The organism is Leifsonia sp. EB41, assembly GCF_041262565.1.
Taxonomy (GTDB): Bacteria; Actinomycetota; Actinomycetes; order Actinomycetales; family Microbacteriaceae; genus Leifsonia.
Genome location: NZ_JBGCCJ010000001.1, coordinates 725,374 through 739,343 on the forward strand (window position 1 = coordinate 725,374; position 13,970 = coordinate 739,343).

Annotated in this window: 12 protein-coding genes; 4 read left to right on the forward strand and 8 right to left on the reverse strand. The window is 70.3% G+C overall.

What is annotated here, in order from left to right:
* Positions 1-41 precede the first annotated feature (41 nt).
* Entirely contained in the window at positions 42-1,163 is a 1,122-nt protein-coding gene (locus tag ABH923_RS03510) for a polyprenyl synthetase family protein (RefSeq protein ID WP_370053999.1), read from the forward strand.
* Between the two features lie 40 nt (positions 1,164-1,203).
* On the opposite strand, the gene ABH923_RS03515 is transcribed toward ABH923_RS03510, so the two are convergent.
* Entirely contained in the window at positions 1,204-1,545 is a 342-nt protein-coding gene (locus tag ABH923_RS03515) for an Rv2175c family DNA-binding protein (RefSeq protein ID WP_370054000.1), read from the reverse strand.
* A 152-nt stretch (positions 1,546-1,697) separates the two neighbouring features.
* On the opposite strand from ABH923_RS03515, the gene ABH923_RS03520 reads away from it, so the two are divergent.
* Both ABH923_RS03520 and pknB read left to right on the forward strand, forming a co-directional pair.
* Positions 1,698-2,822 (forward strand): LysM peptidoglycan-binding domain-containing protein, encoded by a 1,125-nt coding sequence (locus tag ABH923_RS03520; protein ID WP_370054001.1) that lies wholly within the window; start codon positions 1,698-1,700, stop codon positions 2,820-2,822.
* Between the two features lie 97 nt (positions 2,823-2,919).
* Complete coding sequence (gene pknB / locus ABH923_RS03525) at positions 2,920-4,821, forward strand: Stk1 family PASTA domain-containing Ser/Thr kinase (protein WP_370054002.1); 1,902 nt, start codon at positions 2,920-2,922, stop codon at positions 4,819-4,821.
* A 105-nt stretch (positions 4,822-4,926) separates the two neighbouring features.
* Here the strand turns inward: pknB and ABH923_RS03530 are convergent, their stop codons facing one another.
* The 3 genes from ABH923_RS03530 to ABH923_RS03540 all read right to left on the reverse strand — a co-directional run bounded on the left by ABH923_RS03530 (position 4,927) and on the right by ABH923_RS03540 (position 8,113).
* Positions 4,927-6,255 (reverse strand): class II 3-deoxy-7-phosphoheptulonate synthase, encoded by a 1,329-nt coding sequence (locus tag ABH923_RS03530; protein ID WP_370057280.1) that lies wholly within the window; start codon positions 6,253-6,255, stop codon positions 4,927-4,929.
* An 84-nt stretch (positions 6,256-6,339) separates the two neighbouring features.
* Positions 6,340-7,104: a lysophospholipid acyltransferase family protein gene (locus ABH923_RS03535; RefSeq protein WP_370054003.1), complete on the reverse strand. Its 765-nt coding sequence runs from the start codon at positions 7,102-7,104 to the stop codon at positions 6,340-6,342.
* A gap of 61 nt (positions 7,105-7,165) precedes the next feature.
* On the reverse strand, positions 7,166-8,113 hold the full coding sequence (locus tag ABH923_RS03540) for an ROK family glucokinase (RefSeq protein ID WP_370054004.1): 948 nt from the start codon (positions 8,111-8,113) through the stop codon (positions 7,166-7,168).
* A gap of 162 nt (positions 8,114-8,275) precedes the next feature.
* On the opposite strand from ABH923_RS03540, the gene ABH923_RS03545 reads away from it, so the two are divergent.
* The gene (locus ABH923_RS03545; protein ID WP_370054005.1) at positions 8,276-10,096 is read left to right on the forward strand and encodes a long-chain fatty acid--CoA ligase; all 1,821 of its coding nucleotides are present in this window, start codon (positions 8,276-8,278) and stop codon (positions 10,094-10,096) included.
* On the opposite strand, the gene ABH923_RS03550 is transcribed toward ABH923_RS03545, so the two are convergent.
* From ABH923_RS03550 to ABH923_RS03565, 4 genes are all read right to left on the reverse strand, one after another.
* Positions 10,093-10,689 carry an endonuclease domain-containing protein gene (locus ABH923_RS03550; protein ID WP_370054006.1) on the reverse strand — a complete coding sequence of 199 codons (597 nt, stop codon included), beginning with the start codon at positions 10,687-10,689 and terminating at the stop codon, positions 10,093-10,095. The genes ABH923_RS03545 and ABH923_RS03550 overlap by 4 nt on opposite strands.
* 561 nt (positions 10,690-11,250) lie before the next feature.
* Entirely contained in the window at positions 11,251-12,099 is an 849-nt protein-coding gene (locus ABH923_RS03555) for an NAD-dependent epimerase/dehydratase family protein (protein ID WP_370054007.1), read from the reverse strand.
* An 18-nt stretch (positions 12,100-12,117) separates the two neighbouring features.
* A complete protein-coding gene (def, locus tag ABH923_RS03560) occupies positions 12,118-12,609 on the reverse strand; it encodes a peptide deformylase (protein WP_370054008.1) in 492 nt (163 codons plus the stop codon).
* A 46-nt stretch (positions 12,610-12,655) separates the two neighbouring features.
* Positions 12,656-13,969, reverse strand: a complete 1,314-nt coding sequence (locus ABH923_RS03565; protein ID WP_370054009.1) for an AAA family ATPase — start codon at positions 13,967-13,969, stop codon at positions 12,656-12,658.
* Position 13,970: the final 1 nt, after the last annotated feature.

Sequence of the window (13,970 nt, forward strand, 5' to 3'; positions counted from 1 at the left end):
GTGGCCGATTGTAGCCGCACCACTCTGACTAGGCTATACGTGTGTCTGAAAGCATCCGATTCGTCGACCTCATCCAGTCAAGAATCGATGGGTTCTTCGATGCACGTGCATCCATTCTCGTCTCCATAGCCGACGAACTCGCCCCGATCGCGGCTTTTTCGAGGGATTTTCTCAGCGGCGGGAAGCGTTTCCGGGCGCTGTTCTGCTTCTGGGGCTGGCAGGCGGTGCGGACGGCGGCCGACGAACCGGGTGAAAGCCCGGCGGTGACCGCGGGCGGCCCGCTCGATGCGGTCGTCTCCGTGGCCTCGGCGCTCGAGCTGTTCCACGCCGCCGCACTCGTGCACGACGACCTCATCGACAACTCCGACACCCGCCGTGGCGCCCCCTCTGCGCACCGCCGCTTCGAGCGGCTGCACGACCAGGAGGGCTGGCAGGGCTCGGGGGCGACGTTCGGCACCGGAGCGGCGACGCTTCTCGGCGACTACCTGCTCATCCTCAGCGACGAGCTCTTCGACGAAGGCATGACACAGACCGTGAGCGCGTCGGCGCGGCGGTCGGCACGGGCCGAGTTCAACCGGATGCGGCTCGACGTCACCGCCGGCCAGTACCTCGACATCTTCGAAGAGATCGGCTGGGCAGGGCGCCCGGACGCCGACCAGCTCGCCAGGGCCGAGCGCGTCATCGTCTACAAGTCGGCCAAGTACTCCATCGAGTCGCCGCTGCTGATCGGCGCCAGCCTCGCCGGCGCGACCGTCGGCCAGCTCGACGCGCTCCGCCGCGTCGGCCTCCCGCTCGGCATCGCGTACCAGCTCCGCGACGACCTCCTCGGTGTCTTCGGCGACGCGGAGGTCACCGGCAAGCCCAGCGGCGACGACCTGCGCGAGGGCAAGCGCACCGTGCTCATCGCGCTCACCAGACAGGCCGTCCCCGCCGGCGCGCGTGCGACCCTGGACGAGCTGCTCGGCGATCCCGACCTGACGCCGCAGCAGGTCCAGACCCTCCAGATGACGATCCGGGACTCCGGCGCCGTCGAGAAGGTGGAGCGCATGATCGCGGACAACGTCGCGAGCGCGATCGAGGCCCTCGACGAGGCGCCGATCGGCCCGGCGGCGCGCGCCCAGCTGCGCGAACTCGCGGTGACGGTCACCCGCCGGGCGTCCTGACCGGAGGTCCGGTCAGGCCAGCGCGATCAGGCCGGCGCGATCAGGCCAGCGCCTGGGCGACGCGGCGCACCTCGGCCTTGCGGCCGGCGCGCAGGGCCTCGATGGGGGCGGTGCCGAGGCTCTCCTCGTCGGCGAGCAGCCAGTCCACCGCCTCGTCGTCGTCGAAGCCGTTGTCCGCGAGCACCATGAGCGTGCCGTGCAGCTCGCCGAGCGGCTCGCCGTCTCGGAGGAACAGCGCGGGGACCTTGAGGACGCCGTTGATGCGCTTCGCCGCGAGATGACGGTCCTCGATGAGGCGGCGGACACGGCTGACGCCGAGTCCGAGCTGCTCCACGAGGTCGGGGATGGTGAGCCACTCTGTGGCCTGGACCTGCTCGTTCACACAGACAAGCGTGCCATGTCCGGGGCCAGATCACACGATCGAGTGAATGTTACGGTTGTGTTAACTGTTGTCACAGCAGCCACACTGGTTGACTCCTTACTCACTGTGTGCCAGCGTGGACAACGGCTTTGCCACTCATAAGGGGGTCGACCATGTCTCTGAGCGAGAGCACCAACCGGCGGATGCTGGGCACGGTGCCGATCGCGATCGCCGGCTCCATCGCGGTGACGCTGAATCTCCTCGCCCCCGCGCAGGCCGCCGTCGGCGAGGTGCGCGACCGGGCGCCGGAGAAGAGCGATGCCACCGGTCCCCGGAACACGATCCGCGCCGCCGCAGCCCAGGAGGCCGCCACGACCTCCCCCGCCCAGGTCGAGATCGCGGCCGCGCCCGCCAGCTACCGCGTGCAGACCGGCGACACCGTCTCCGGCATCGCCGCCCGCTTCGGCATGTCCACCGCCGCCGTGCTCGCGCTCAACGGGCTGAGCTGGAAGAGCCTGATCTTCCCCGGCCAGGTGCTCGCGCTGAGCGGCGCGCTGAGCGGCGCGCCGAAGCCCGCGGCGCCGGCCCCGGCTGCGCCCGCTCCGGCAGCGGCCCCTGCGCCGTCCCGGACGGCGTACACCGTCGCGCGCGGCGACACGGTCAGCGGCATCGCGGCCAAGTTCGGCCTCCGCACCTCCGCCGTCCTCGCCGCCAACGGCCTGAGCGGCGCGAGCATCATCTACCCGGGACAGAAGCTCGCCATCCCGGGGATGACCACGGCGGCGGTGAACACCCCGATCGCGGCGCCCGCCCCGATCCCGGCGCCCGCAGCGGTCGTCAGCGCGCCGGCTCCGGCGCCGGCGCCGGTCATCCAGCCGGGCCAGGTGGTCGCGCTCAGCGACGAGATGCGGGTGAACGCGCAGCTGATCATCCGCATCGGGCGCCAGGAGGGCGTCCCGGCCCAGGGCATCGTCATCGCTCTCGCAGCGGCAGCCCAGGAGTCCGGGCTGAAGAACGTGCGCTACGGCGACCGCGACTCCCTCGGCCTGTTCCAGCAGCGGCCGAGCACCGGCTGGGGCACCGCAGCCCAGGTGCTCGACCCCACCCGCGCGACCCTGGCCTTCTACGGCGGGGCGAACAACCCCAACAAGGGCCACACGCGCGGCCTCCTCGACATCCCCGGCTGGTCGTCGATGACCGTCGCGCAGGCCGCCCAGGCGGTGCAGATCTCGGCCTTCCCGACCGCCTACGCCAAGTGGGAGACGTCGGCACGCGCGTGGCTGGCGCAACTCGGCTGACGGGCGCGACGCGCCGAAGGTCACAGCCGGGTCACAGCCCCGGCGCACACCGGTGTTTTGCAGGTTTCGCGACCGCCCCGTTCCCTAGACTCGATCCGTGACCACGAGCCAGACAGACCCGATGATCGGCCGTCTTGTCGACGGCCGCTATCAGGTGCGCTCGCGGATCGCCCGGGGCGGCATGGCGACGGTGTACCTCGCCACCGATCTGCGGCTGGAACGACGCGTCGCGATCAAGGTCATGCACGGCCACCTCGCCGACGACAACACCTTCAAGAGCCGCTTCGTGCAGGAGGCCCGCTCCGCCGCCCGGCTCGCCCACCCCAACGTGGTCAACGTCTTCGACCAGGGCCAGGACTCCGACATGGCGTACCTGGTCATGGAGTACCTGCCCGGCATCACGCTGCGCGACCTGCTCAAGGACTACGGCAAGCTGACGCCGGAGCAGACCATCGACATCATGGAGGCCGTGCTCAGCGGCCTCGCCGCCGCGCACAAGGCCGGCATCGTGCACCGCGACCTGAAGCCCGAGAACGTGCTGCTGGCCGACGACGGCCGGATCAAGATCGGCGACTTCGGCCTCGCGCGCGCCGCGAGCGCCAACACGGCGACCGGGCAGGCGCTCCTCGGCACGATCGCCTACCTCTCCCCCGAGCTCGTCACCCGCGGCGTCGCCGACGCCCGCAGCGACATCTACGCGCTCGGCATCATGATGTACGAGATGCTCACCGGCACGCAGCCGTTCCACGGCGAGCAGCCGATGCAGATCGCGTACCAGCACGCGAACGACGCCGTCCCGGCGCCGAGCAGCGCCAATCCGGCCGTCCCGCCGGAGCTGGACGAGCTGGTGCTGTGGGCGACCGAGAAGGACCCGGACCGCCGGCCCACGGACGCCCGCGAGATGCTCGACCGGCTCATGGAGGCCGAGAAGTCGATCCGTGGCGACGTGGTGATGCAGCCCACGATGGTGCTGTCCCCCGCCTTCGACATCGCCGACGGCGACACCCAGATCATCAACCCCGCCATCCGGCAGCAGGTCGCGTCGAGCACGCCGACCGCGACGGACACGCTGACCCAGGCCGCCCGGCGCCGCCGCGGCAAGGGCTGGTGGCTCTTCGCCCTCGTGCTGGTGCTGGCGGCGGTCGCCGGCGGGACCGGCTGGTACTTCGGCTCCGGACCCGGCTCGTTCGTGACGGTGCCGAACGTCGTCTCGCAGGCGCCGGCCGCGGCCGCCACCACGCTGACGAACCTGGGCTTCAAGACCGTTCAGGCGCAGGAGTACAGCATCACGATCCCCACCGGGCAGGTGTCCAGCACCGATCCGAAGGCCGGCGCGTCGGCCAACCGCGGCAGCACCATCACGATCCGCGTCTCCCAGGGCCCGAAGCCGGTCACCATCCCCGCCCTCGCCGGCGCGAGCCTCGACGCGGCGAAGACCGCGATCACGGGGACCGGAGCGAAGGTCGGCGACGTCGCGCAGCAGTTCGACGCCAAAGTCCCTGCGAATACCGTCATCTCCGCGACCCGTGCCTCCGACGGCAGCGACATCTCCGGTGGCGGCGGCTACTTCCAGGCTGCGGCGGTGAACCTCGTCGTGTCGGTCGGTCCGATCCCGGACGTCACAGGCAAATCGGTGTCGTCCGCGACGGCCGCGCTCGAGAAGGTCGGCCTGCACGCCACCGCCGGGCCGCAGAGCTACAGCGACACGATCGACAAGAACGACGTGATCTCGGCCCAGGCGCAGAGCCAGCCGGTGCGCCCGGGCGACACGCTGGCGCTCGAGACGTCCCGCGGGCCCGCCCCGGTGCCGGTGCCCGACGTGGTCGGCCAGACCTGGGACAAGGCGAAGGCGGCCCTCCAGGCGGCGGGCTTCCAGCTCAACTACAGCCCGGCGGCCGACCTCCTGCCCGGCGGCTTCGTGGTCTCGAAGGTCTCACCCTCCCCCGGAACCGAAGCCCCCAAGGGCTCGACCATCACCGTCAACTTCGCCGGCTTCTGACCCCTACCCAAACGCCGAGGGCACAGACGCCGAGGGGCACGTAAACGCCCCTAAAACCGGGTTTTAGGGGCGTTTACGTGCCCCTCGACGGGACTTCGCGAGGGGTCAGCCTTGGCTGAGCTCCTCGGCGACGAGGAAGGCGAGCTCCAGCGACTGCATGTGGTTCAGTCGCGGGTCGCACAGCGACTCGTAGCGAGTCGCGAGGGTCTCCTCGTCGATGTGCTCCGAGCCGCCCAGGCATTCCGTGACGTCGTCGCCGGTGAGCTCGACGTGGATGCCGCCCGGGTGCGTGCCCGCGGCGCGGTGCGCCTCGAAGAAGCCCTGGACCTCGTCCACGACGTCGTCGAAGCGGCGCGTCTTGTAGCCGTTCGGCGTCGTCAGGCCGTTGCCGTGCATCGGGTCGGTGACCCACAGCGGGTTGGCGTCGGAGCGCTTCACAGCCTCCAGCAGCGGCGGCAGGGCGTCGCGGATCTTGCCTGCGCCCATCCGGGTGATGAAGGTCAGCCGGCCGGGCTCGCGGTTCGGGTCGAGCTTGTCGATGAGCTCCAGCATCGTTTCCGCCGTGGTCGCCGGGCCCAGCTTGACGCCGATCGGGTTGCGGACGCGGGACAGGAAGTCCACGTGCGCGCCGTCGAGGTCGCGGGTGCGCTCGCCGATCCAGACGAAGTGCGCCGACGTGTTGTACGGCGTGCCGGTGCGCGAGTCGATGCGGGTCATCGGCCGCTCGTAGTCCATCAGCAGCCCTTCGTGGCTGCTGTAGAACTCGACGCGGGTCAGCTCGTCGAAGTCCGCGCCCGCGGCCTCCATGAACTTGATGGCGCGGTCGATCTCGCGGGCCAGGCCTTCGTAGCGCTGGTTGGCCGGGTTCGCCGCGAAGCCCCTGTTCCAGCTGTGCACCTCGCGCAGGTCGGCGAAGCCACCCTGGGTGAACGCCCGGATCAGGTTCAGCGTGGAGGCGGCCGTGTGGTAGCCCTGGATCAGCCGGCGCGGGTCGGCAGCGCGCGACTCCGGCGTGAAGTCGTAGCCGTTGACGATGTCGCCGCGGTAGGCCGGCAGCGTCACATCGCCGCGGGTCTCGGTGTCGCTGGAGCGCGGCTTGGCGAACTGCCCGGCCATCCGGCCCATCTTGATGACGGGGACCGACGCGCCGTAGGTCAGCACGACCGCCATCTGCAGCACCGTCTTGACGCGGTTGCGGATCTGGTCGGCCGTCGCTCCCGCGAACGTCTCGGCGCAGTCGCCGCCCTGCAGCAGGAACGCCTTGCCCTCGGCCGCACGGGCGAGCCGGGTACGGAGCTGATCCACCTCGCCGGCGAACACCAGCGGGGGCAGCGTCGCGATCTCCGCGGACGCCGCTGCGGCAGCCTCCGCGTCGGGCCACTGCGGCTGCTGCTTGATCGGGAGCGTGCGCCAATAGTCCAGGCCCTCGATCACGGAGTCGTCAGCTTTCACGACGGGATCTGTGGTCTGCAGCACTGTTCTGTTTCCGCTCGGTCGGGTGGATTGGGATAACCGAGCCTATCGCGCCGGACGGGCCTCCGGCGCCGAGGGAGCGGATTGTGACGGGACCGCGACCGGCGGCGGGGAGGCCGGGTCGGCGGCGAGCGCCGCGCGCTTCTCCTTGACCGTGCTGGCGTAGACGTCGACGTACTCCTGCGCGCCCAGGCCGTGCAGCGCGTACATGATCTCGTCGGTGACCGAGCGGAGGATGAAGCGGTCGCCCTCCATGCCCTCGAACCGGGAGAAGTCGAGCGGCTCCCCGATGACGATGCCGATCCGGCCGATCCGCGGGATGCGGCGGCCGATGGGCATGATCTCGGCGGTGTCGATCATCGCGACGGGCACGACGGGGACGCCGGCCTCCAGGATCATCCGCGCGACGCCGGTGCGCCCGCGGTACAGCTTGCCGTCGGGGCTGCGGGTGCCCTCCGGGTAGATGCCGAGGATCTCGCCGCGCGCCAGGACCGCGAGGCCGGTGTTGAGCGAGGCCTCGGAGGCCTTGCCCCCCGAGCGGTCGATGGGGAGCTGGCCGGTGGCGTTCATGAACGCTTTGGTCGCCCAGCCCTTCAGGCCGCGCCGGGTGAAGTAGTCGCTCTTGGCGAGGAAGGAGACGTGCCGGTCGACGACGATCGGCAGGAAGATCGAGTCGATGAACGACAGGTGGTTGCTGGCGAGGATGACCGCGCCGTCGGCGGGAACGTTCTCGAGGCCGACGACCCACGGGCGGAAGATGCCACGGAGCAACGGCCCCGCGATCAGGTTCTTCATCAGCCAGTAGAACATCGATCGAAAGCCTAGTGCCCTGCTCGGCCCAATGGGAGGACCGGCGCAGGCGAGGACCGGCTCAGAGCGCGGCGTGCAGGCGGGCGAGGTCGGCCGCGCCGACCACCCCGGCGTCGTTGACCAGCTCTGCGATCTTGAACTCCGGCTCCGGGTGGTAGCCGCGTGCAGGGAGGTTCTCCAGGTACGCCTGCCGGATCGGCTCCAGCAGCAGCTCCCCCGCCTGCGCGACGCCGCCGCCGAAGACGAACAGCTGCGGGTCGAGGACCGCGCCGAGGCTCGCGCAGGCCTGGCCGAGCCAGTCGCCGAGCTGGCGGAGGGCGGCGAGAGCGCCGGGATCCCCGGCCATGATGAGCCCGGAGATGTCGGAGCCGGTCAGCTCGCCGGTGCGGGTGCGGACGTCCGCGAGCGACTGCCCGATGCCGCCGGCGTCGGCGAGCTCGTTGGCCATCCGCTGCAGCGCCCGGCCGGAGCCGTACTGCTCGATGCAGCCGTGCGCGCCGCAGCCGCAGGGCAGGCCGCCCGGGACCACGCGCATGTGACCGATCTCCGCTCCGGCGCCGAAGCCGCCGCGGAACAGCCGGTCGTTGCTGACGATCGCGCCGCCGACGCCGGTGCCGATGGTGAGGATCACCATGTCGCTGACCAGGCGGCCTGCGCCGTAGCGGAACTCCGCCCAGCCCGCCGCGTTGGCGTCGTTCTCGATGAGCACGGGGAGGTCGATGCGCTTCTCGAGCTTCTCCCGGAACGGCTCGTGCCGCCAGTTGATGTTCGGGGCGTAGTACACGGTCGACTGTGCCGCGTCGATGAAGCCGGCGGCGGCGACGCCGGCGCCCGCGATCTCCTCCGGCCCGTCCGACAGCCGCTCGATCATCGCGACGACGGCGTTCTCGATCTCCTCCGGGCGGCTCGCGTCGGTCGGCACGCGGTCCTCGCGGACGATCGTGCCGAGCTCGTCGACGACCGCTCCGGCGATCTTGGTCCCGCCGATGTCGATTCCGATGGCATGCACAGGCGGGCCCCTTCCGGATGGGCGTGGGTCGGGCGAAGGTGGAGGGAGCGGACCGGGCTGTCTCGGAAGACTCCCTGCCGCACCATCTAGAGTGTAATCAACCACTGCGAGCCGGAGCGATTCGGCCCGGACCCCCGCCCGCCCGGTATCGAGGGAGCTACCGTGAACCAGTTCGAAACGCCCGTCGTCGTCCCCGCCGACCCGGAGGCCAACGCGACGGACCTGCTCGTGCAGCGGGTCGCCGCCACCCCGGACGCGCCGCTGTTCAGCCTCCCGGACGGCGACGGCTGGAAGGACGTGACCGCAGCCGAGTTCCACCGCCAGGTCGTCGCGCTCGCCAAGGGCCTGGTCGCCGCCGGCATCCAGCCGGGCGACATGATCGGCCTGATGTGCAAGACCCGCTACGAGTGGACGCTGATCGACTTCGCCACCTGGTTCGCCGGGGCCGTGCTCGTGCCGATCTATGAGACATCGTCGCCCGCGCAGGTGCAGTGGAACATGTCCGACTCCGGCGCGAAGGCCGTCATCCTGGAGACCGCGGAGATGTTCTCCCGGTTCGACGAGGTGCACGCCGACCTGCCGCTCATCCAGGACGTCTGGCAGCTCCACCTGGGCGACCTGGACAAGCTCGTCGCCGCCGGCGTGGATGTTCCGGACGCCGAGATCGAGCGGCGCAGGAACCTGGCCCGCGGCGAGGACATCGGCACCCTGATCTACACCTCCGGCTCGACCGGCCGCCCCAAGGGCTGCGTGCTCACCCACTCCAACTTCGTGGAGCTGTCGCGCAATGCCACCGAAGCGCTCGGCGAAGTCCTGGAGGGCGCCTCCACCCTGCTCTTCATCACGACGGCGCACGTGTTCGCCCGGTTCATCGCGGCGCTCTGCGTCACCGCGGGCGTGAAGGTGGGCCACCAGGCCGACACCAAGCAGCTCCTGCCCGCGCTCGCGAGCTTCAAGCCGACCTTCCTGCTCGCGGTCCCGCGCGTGTTCGAGAAGGTCTACAACTCGGCCGAGCAGAAGGCGGAGGCCGGCGGCCGCGGCAAGATCTTCCGCGCGGCCGCCGAGGTCGCCGTCGAGCATTCCAAGGCCGTCGAGGCCGGCTCGGTGCCGTTCGGCCTCAAGCTCAAGTTCGCGCTCTACGACCGGCTGGTGTTCTCCAAGCTGCGCGCCGCGATGGGCGGCCGCGTGAAGTACGCGGTCTCCGGCTCCGCCCCGCTCGGCTCCCACCTCGGCCACTTCTTCCACAGCCTCGGCATCAAGATCCTGGAGGGCTACGGCCTCACCGAGACCACGGCGCCCGCGACCGTGAACCGGCCCGACATGTTCAAGATCGGCACCGTCGGCCCCGCCCTCCCCGGCGTCGACCTCCGGCTGGTCGAGGACGGCGAGATCGAGGTCCGCGGCATCAACGTCTTCAAGGAGTACTGGAAGAACCCGGAGGCGACGGCCGCGGCGTTCGACGACGGCTGGTTCCGCACCGGCGACCTCGGCTCCTTCGACGCGGACGGCTACCTGACCATCACCGGCCGCAAGAAGGAGATCATCGTCACCGCCGGCGGCAAGAACGTTTCCCCCGCCGTGCTGGAGGATCCGATCCGCGCCAACCCGCTGGTCGGCCAGGTGATCGTCGTCGGCGACCAGAAGCCGTTCATCGCGGCGCTGGTGACGCTCGACACCGAGATGCTGCCGACCTGGCTGGCGAACAACGGCGAGGACAAGGACATGACCCTCGCCGAGGCGTCCGTGAACCCGGCGGTGAACGCCGAGATCCAGCGGGCGATCGACGCGGCCAACGAGGGCGTCTCCCGCGCGGAGAGCATCCGCAAGTTCGTCATCCTCGCCACGGAGCTGACGGAGGCCAGCGGCCACCTCACGCCCAAGCTGAGCATCAAGCGCAACGTCATCCTCGCCGACTTCGCCGACGTGATCGACGGCGTCTACAGCGGCAACCCCAGCACGCAAGGAATCTCGCTCGCCCACTAGGCACGCAATTCGTGCCGAATGTCGCCTTTGGTGGCGCCAAAGGCGACATTCGGCACGAATCTGTTGAGTCGTTCCGCGAAAGCGTCGCGATCTCCGAAGAGGTCGTGCGCAGTCACGCGGACGACGCGCCAGTCGTGCGCCTCGAGAAGGTCCCGCCGTGCGATGTCGGCATGCCACTGCCGCCGTTCCACGCGGTGTCCGTCACCTTCGTACTCGAACGCGAGTCGGCGCTCCGGGATGCTGAGATCCGGATGCAGCACGAGACGACGCCCGACGGAAACCGGACGGTTGACCTGGAGACCTCTGTAGCCCTGATCCTCCAGGAAGAGACGCATCAGTGTCTCGGGACGCGAATCCGCGCCCGGACGAATTCGAGGGAGCGCCCAGGCACGCGCCCGTGCACCCTTGGTGCGGTTCAGCGCTGCCGATGCTGCGGCGAGCTCGTCGAGAGTTGCGAGCGCGGGGCGTTTGCGGGCGCCGACGAGATGGTCGCCCACGGCGACCAGGTCCTCGCGGGTGAGCACTCCGGAGAGCTGGCACCACAGGTGGGCCGGAGAGCTCACCGGTAGGCCATCGACTACGGTGCCGCTCACCGCGCCCAGACTGTGACCCACCACTCCGCGAGCCCGCGGGGGCGACCGCGGGAACTCCACGGCCACGTGCAGCGGCCCGTCCTGAGCCGATTCCGGAAGCGGGACCCCGAGAAGCACTGCGGCGGTCTCGTGGCTGAAGTAGACACCTTCGGTCAACAGCGGGAGGTAGGCGAGGCATCGTTCTCGGACCGTGATCGCCGGAATCGTCAGGTGAACGCCGTGGAAGGGATTGTGGAGGTCTCGCGCACGCAGGCGGGAGGCACTCACTCCGGCGCGACGCGCCTCCGACGGCGTGAAGGCGACACCGGCCAAGAGACCGGAAGCGGTTGTGGCGTTCGCATGCACCCATCGTGGCCGCCGCGCTCCGCGCCCCGTCGCCTGCATCCAAACCCGTGGACAACTCACATTCTCCACAGCCGCACGCGCGCACTCCCAGCACATTCGGCACGAATGTTGCGAATAGCGCTCGCTTACGCACCATTCGGCACGAATGCGCCGCGACGCATTCGGCACGAATGTCGCGAAAGGCGCGGGCATTCGCGACATTCGGCACGAATGTCGTTACACCTCGTCGCGCCAGGAGTGTTGCGGGGCGTAGCCCAGCACGCGGCGGGCCTTGTCGATCGAGAGGAGGGTGTCGTTGTTGTCGAGGTCGTCGCGCTTCAGGGGGACGCCGGGGAAGACCTCCGCGACGAGCTCCGCGTTCGAGCGGGTCATCACGGTGTCGGCGGCGGCGATGATGAAGCGGTCGAAGCCGGTGGTGTCCCACTCCAGGGCCTTCTGGATGGCGTGGGCGCCGTCGCGGGCGTCGATGTAGCCCCACAGGTTCCACTTCCGGCCGCGGGCGTTCTCGTCGTACGACGGGAAGGCTGCGTAGTCGGCCGGCTCCATCACGTTCGAGAAGCGCAGCGCCACGATCTTCAGGGACGGGTCCCAGCGCACCAGCTCGATCGCCATCTGCTCTTCGAGGTGCTTGACCAGGGAGTAGGTGGACTCCGGGCGGGCAGGGTAGTCCTCGTCCACCGGGATGTAGGGCGGCGGCACGTCGAACGGGAGGCCGAGCACGGTCTCGCTGGACGCGTAGACGATGTTCTTGATGCCGGCCCGGCGGGCGGCCTGGAAGACGTTGTAGGTGACCCGGATGTTGTTGTGGAAGGTGGCGACGTCGCTCAGGATGGCCGGCGCCGGGATCGCGGCCAGGTGCACGATGGCGTCGAAGCCGCCGTGCGCGTCGTCGACCCCGAGGATCGCGTCGATCGTCTGGCCGTAGTCGGTCAGGTCGACGCCGACGAAGCCGGGGCCGCGGTCCCCCGACGCGTCCAGGTTGACGACGGTGTGACCCGCCGCGCGTAGTTCGCGGACGACTGTGCGCCCGAGCTTGCCCGATCCTCCGGTGACTGCGATGTCCATGCAGTCGAGTCTACGGACTCAGAACCAGTCGCTCTCCCGGACCTGGCGCATGGCCTCGCGGCGGGTGTCCTTGTCGAGGCGGTCGAGGTAGAGCTTGCCGTCGAGGTGGTCGGTCTCGTGCTGCAGTGCCTGCGCCATGACGCCGGTGCCGCTGAGCTCGATCTCTTCGCCGTCGAGGTCGACGCCGCGGACCCGCGCGAACGGGTAGCGGGCGGTCTTGAACCACAGGCCCGGCACCGAAAGGCAGCCCTCGTCCACCAGTTCGGGCTCGCCGGAGACCTCCACGAGCTCCGGGTTGATGATGTAGCCGACCTCGCCGTCCACGTTGTAGCTGAACGCCCGGAGGCCGACGCCGATCTGCGGGGCGGCGACACCCGCGCGGCCCGGCGCGATGACGCTGTCGATCAGGTCCTCGACCAGGCCGCGGACGCCTTCGTCGATGGCGCCGACAGGCGCGGACGGGGTCTTCAGGACGGGGTCGCCGAACAGGCGGATCTGACGTTCGGTCACGGGGATCTCCTCGGGCGCGGGATGCGCGGGGTGGGACGGGAGCGGATCAGGCCCGCTCGGCGGGCAGGCCCTCCACCACGAGCGCGGCGAGCGCCCGGGCGGACAGCTTGGTCAGGGGCTTGAGGTCCTTCCAGTTGACCACGGAGCCGGCGGCGAGCTGCGGGTCGTACGGGATGCGGACGATCTCGCGCACGCGCGAGCGGAAGTGCGACTCGATCTCCTCGAGCTTCACCAGGTTGGTCGCGTGCGTCGCGGTGTTGAGGGCGACGACGGCGTTGCGGACCAGGTCCGTGTAGCCGTTCGCCTCCAGCCAGGTGAGCGTCTCGGACGCCAGCCGCGCCTCGTCCACGCTGCCGCCGGAGACGATCACGATCTCGTCCGCGCGCTGCAGGGTGGCCCGCATCACCGAGTGGACGATGCCGGTGCCGCAGTCGGTCAGCACGATCGAGTAGAACCGGGCGGCCAGGTCGGCGACGACGTTGTAGTCGTTCTCGTCGAACGCCTCGGACAGCATCGGGTCGGTGTCGGAGGCGAGGATGTCGAGCCGGGTCTCGTCGCGCGAGACGAGCGCGGAGAAGTCGGTGAACCCGCCGATGCTCGCCGCCTTGTGCACGACGTCGCGCACGGTCGCGCGGGTCTGCTTGGGGACGCGCTCGGAGAGCGTGCCGCGGTCGGGGTTGGCGTCGACCGCGATGATGCGGTCCTCGCGCGCGTCGGCCAGCGCCATCCCGAGCAGCGTCGTGACGGTGGTCTTGCCGACGCCGCCCTTGCGGGTGAGCACCGGCACGAAGCGCGTGCCGCCCTCGAACGCCTTCTGGATGCGGTGGTCGAGCTCCTTGCGGGCGCGCACCTTGGCGGAGTCGCCCAGGTTCACCGTGCGGAACGTCGTGTTGTAGACGAAGCGCTGCCACGGCCCCTCCGGGCCCGGCCGCGTCTTGCGGTTGACCTCGAGCAGGCGGTCGGCGGTCAGCATCGCAGCCGGCTCGGGCTGCGGCGAGTGCTCTCCGCGCAGGCGGTCGCGGCGCGACTGGGCGTAGGCGTCCTGGCCGGGCAGCGGCGCGACACCGTCGCCCTGCGCGGAGTCCTGCGTCGGCGTCGGGCCGGTCGCCAGCCGGGAGGCGACGATGGCGACGGACATCGTGGTCGGCTCGGTCGGCGACGCGACGAAACCGGGGTCGACCGGGACGTCGTCGATCGCGACGGCGGCCTCGTCCTCCGGCACCTCCTGGGGCGGGGCGGGAGGCAGGTCGACGGCGATGCTCAGCTTCGTGTCGATCTCGAGCGGGGACGGCCTGAACGCCGGCTCGACGTCCCGGGACGCGAGGTCGCCGTGTTCCGGCTCCTCCGGCTTGTCTGCCACG